The sequence below is a fragment of the Sphingomonas bacterium genome (assembly GCF_903643065.1).
Classification (GTDB): Bacteria; Pseudomonadota; Alphaproteobacteria; order Sphingomonadales; family Sphingomonadaceae; genus Sphingomonas.
In genome coordinates, this window is the sequence record NZ_CAHJWX010000381.1 from 1 (window position 1) to 3,056 (window position 3,056).

The following is a 3,056-nucleotide window of genomic DNA, read 5'->3' on the forward strand; positions in this document are numbered from 1 at the left end:
CGCCGCGATCCGCATCGCCGCCGCCGTCGCCGCCGCGCTCGCGTTCAGTTGGGGCGTGTACGCGCTGTTGAGCGCGTCGCGGCCCGACACCGGCGCGATCTCCTTTGCCTTCCTCCTCGTCCTGCCCGCCGCCGTGTGCGGCTTCGTCGCCTATGTCGCCGATCCGTGGAAGACGCGCTCGCACCGCGCCTACCTCGCCGTGCCGCTGTGGCTGCTCGCCGCCGTCGTGGTGCTCTCGCTCGCAATCCTGCGCGAGGGCGTGATCTGCGTCCTGCTGCTCTCGCCGCTGTGGATCGTCAGCGGCCTGATCGGGGCGGAGGTGACCTACCGCCTGCGCCGCCGCGTGCGCGACCGCGCCTATTGCCTGACGCTGTTCGCGCTCCCGCTCGTCGCGATGCAGGTCGAGCCATACGTTCCGGTCCCCGTCGCCACGCCGGTGGTCACCCGCTCGATCGTCATCCACGCCAGCCCCGCGCAATTGTGGCCGCTGATGAAGGGCATTCCCGACGTTCACCCGGGCGAGGGCGGCTGGAACCTGACGCAGGACGTGATCGGCGTCCCCCGCCCGCTCGGCGCGCGGCTGGTCGGCGGCGGCGTCGGCGCGGACCGGTATGCGCGCTGGGAGCATGGCATCCGCTTCCGCGAGCGGATCACCCGCTGGGCGCCCGGTCGCGCGCTGTCCTGGCGCTTCCTGTTCGACGACCTTGCCGGCTGGGGCTATACCGACGAGCACCTGCTGCCCAACCGGACCTATTTCACCGTCACCGACGGCGGCTACGACGCGGCTGAGATCGCGCCGGGCGTCACCCGCCTGACGCTCCGCACTCGCTATCGGCTGATGACCCCGGTCAACCCTTATGCCCGCGCCTGGGGCGAGCTGTTCCTGGGCGACCTGGAAACCAACCTGCTCGCGCTGGTGAAGCACCGCGCGGAGATGCCGCGCCGGCGGGAGCGCGCAGGATGAACCCACCCGGTCGCGAGCCGGTCGGCTGCTCCTTATCAGTACCGGTACGGCTCACTGGGGTTTCTGATCGGCGGCATGGGTATGCCCGATCGGGCGGCGGCGAAGTTTGGGACTATGCGACGTAAAATACGGACTCCGGTCCTAACGCTCATCGATCCCGGGAATTAGAAAGGTCTGATTAATCACAAGATCGCCGACCGGCGAGCCGGGGCGGCGAAATCAAAGGGGGCCGTCATGAACAAGTTCCTATCGAGATTCCTGGTCGCGGCAGGCTGCACATTGGCGGTCGCTCCCGGCCAGGCAGTCGTGTACACGTTGAACAACCTCAACATTTCATATGATTACGGCGCGACCAACCGTAGCTACGGATTACCGTTCTTCCTCACGACCAATAATAATGTCTTCTACCAATCGGGAGCAGCGTCCTACGAATATTCAAATGGTGTGACGACCCTGTTGCCAGGTAGCGGCACGGGTGCATTGCGCGGCGCCAATGTGAGTGGCGATTACATCATCGGGACGACGCTTTATCATACACCCGATCATGTTTACGCATATTCCGGGTTGAACCCAACCACGGCCATCAACGACAACCATGATTCCGGGATTCGTGAGAGTGGCTCCAATCCTGTGTACGCCACGTTCGCTGGCTATTCTTCCTCGGAAACGGAATATGATGCCTATCCGAGCACAGCTAACGTGGAGATCGAGGGGCTGAACAACGTCGGCACTGGCGTCGGAGTGACGCGTGACGTCAGTGGAGGAATAACCAGCATCTTCACATCCCAGTTCGTGCCCACGGACATTACGGAGAAAGCCGGAACGCCGGGCAATCGGGGGCCACATGACGGAACCGAGCATGGCGTCACCGGTCTGGTCACCTATTCGCCTGGTACAGCGACTATACACGACGTGGTTGGCGTCTCGAATAACGGCATGATCGCCGGCTCGTTGTCCATTTCTGGCTTCGATAACGGTGAGGACCAGGCGTTTATCGGCGTGAATGGAACGATCACCAGGATCGGAGCGCTCGGCCGAGCCACCTACAATAATACCGAGACAAGCGATGCCAACGACATCAACAGCCTTGGGCAAGTGGTCGGCACATCGACGTTCGGTGACGTGAAGTTCTTTAACAGCATCCTCAACGACGCCTTCAAGCACGGATTCCTCTATCAGAATAGTTTGCTCACGGATCTGAACTCGCTGCTGGATAGCGACTCCGCCAGCAAGTACACGATCATCTCCGGCTTGAGCATCAATGACGGCGGCTCCATCCTGGCCGTGTTCGACAGCGGCACCGAAGCGACGAACCGCACCTTCGGTTCGAACCAGCGCCTGGGCCTTCTCACCGTTCTGCCCGCGTCGAGTGTGCCGGAGCCGGCGACCTGGGCGTTGATGACGCTTGGCGTTGGCGCGATCGGCTTCGCCCGCCGCCAGGATCGCAAGAAGCGCCACGGCCTGTCGTCTGCCGTCCGGTAACACCGCGCCAGAAGGAGGATCGGCAGGGCAACGGTCCCGCCGATCCTCCTTCCAAAGGAGTCAAAACGCGTTCTACCAGACTCGCATCTCCGCACTGGCGATGAGAAGCGCGACCTGAGCCCTGTCCTCCACGCCCCGGTGCCGCTACCGAGCGCATCGAGATCGGCAGCGGATGCGAGAGGTCACGAATGAGCCTGTTTTGGTGCGACCTTTCGTGAGCACGCACGATATCCACATCGTCGGCGGCGGCCTCGCCGGTTCGGAAGCCGCATGGCAGCTCGCGCAGGCTGGCCTTCGCGTGCGGCTGTCCGAGATGCGCGGTGGCGGCGCCACCACGCCCGCGCACCACAGCGATCACCTCGCCGAGCTGGTCTGTTCCAACAGCTTCCGCTCCGACGACGCGGAAAGCAACGCCGTCGGCCTGCTCCATCAGGAAATGCGCGCGCTCGGCTCGCTGATCCTGCGCGAGGGCGACCGCACGCGCGTCCCCGCCGGCTCCGCGCTCGCGGTCGACCGCGACGGCTTCTCCGCCCGAGTCACCGCCGCGCTGGAAGCCTACCGATTCAACGAGGCCGCAGCGGCGATCTACCGATTCCTCTGGAACGTCATC

General features: G+C 64.2%; 3 protein-coding genes. All 3 read left to right on the plus strand.

Annotation, left to right across the window (positions count from 1 at the left end; all coding sequences use genetic code 11):
* A partial coding sequence (locus HUU95_RS12450) for an SRPBCC family protein (RefSeq protein WP_174280393.1) occupies positions 1 to 964 on the plus strand: 964 nt, incomplete at its 5' end.
* A gap of 234 nt (positions 965 to 1,198) precedes the next feature.
* Complete coding sequence (locus tag HUU95_RS12455; RefSeq protein ID WP_174280395.1) at positions 1,199 to 2,446, plus strand: PEPxxWA-CTERM sorting domain-containing protein; 1,248 nt, start codon at positions 1,199 to 1,201, stop codon at positions 2,444 to 2,446.
* A gap of 214 nt (positions 2,447 to 2,660) precedes the next feature.
* Positions 2,661 to 3,056, plus strand: a 396-nt coding sequence (locus HUU95_RS12460) for an FAD-dependent oxidoreductase (protein WP_254602783.1), incomplete at its 3' end; no start/stop codon positions are given.

What these genes read in the sequence shown, in the direction of transcription:
- HUU95_RS12455 (WP_174280395.1), top strand. Translation starts at nt 1,199, where the DNA reads ATGAACAAGTTCCTATCGAGATTCCTGGTCGCGGCAGGCTGCACATTG.